This is a genomic window from Paraburkholderia sp. CNPSo 3281, from assembly GCF_024206515.1.
Classification (GTDB): Bacteria; Pseudomonadota; Gammaproteobacteria; order Burkholderiales; family Burkholderiaceae; genus Paraburkholderia; species Paraburkholderia nodosa.
In genome coordinates this window covers 1-502 of the sequence record NZ_JAMBPS010000208.1, presented here as the reverse complement: position 1 = coordinate 502, position 502 = coordinate 1, and the positions used below count along the sequence as shown (strand labels likewise).

General features: G+C 43.0%; 1 protein-coding gene. It reads left to right on the top strand.

Annotated elements, in window-relative coordinates; all coding sequences use genetic code 11:
- Nucleotides 1–96: 96 nt before the first annotated feature.
- A partial coding sequence (locus M3I56_RS40965; protein WP_309249233.1) for a protein rep occupies nt 97–502 on the top strand: 406 nt, incomplete at its 3' end.

The following is a 502-nucleotide window of genomic DNA, read 5'->3' as shown; positions in this document are numbered from 1 at the left end:
GAACATCGTTCAGATGCTGAATCCGTCAAAATTCTCTATAACTACTCTCTTGATCTTGCCAAGTATGCAGACCGAATTAACGGATGTTCAGGCATTTTGAAATTTGGAGTTAATCCCGATCAAGGGAAATTGATTCTCAAACAAGCATTTTTTTGCCGTGTTCGCCATTGCCCTGTTTGTCAGTGGCGCAGATCACTACTCTGGAGGGCGGTCATGTTCCAGCAATTGCCAAGTATTCAGGAACGTTTTCCAACTCATCGTTGGGTGTTCCTAACTTTGACCGTAAAGAATCCGCCTGTTACAGAGCTGCGTGACACCTTGAAGCACATGAACGATTCATGGAAGCGATTGATTGAAACTAAACGGTTTAAATCGGGTGTGGCAGGTTTTTTGCGAACAACCGAAGTAACTAGGGGCAATGATGGCGACATGATGGCACACCCCCATTTTCATGCTTTGCTGTTGGTTAAACCAAGTTATTTCACGATTAATTATATAAAAC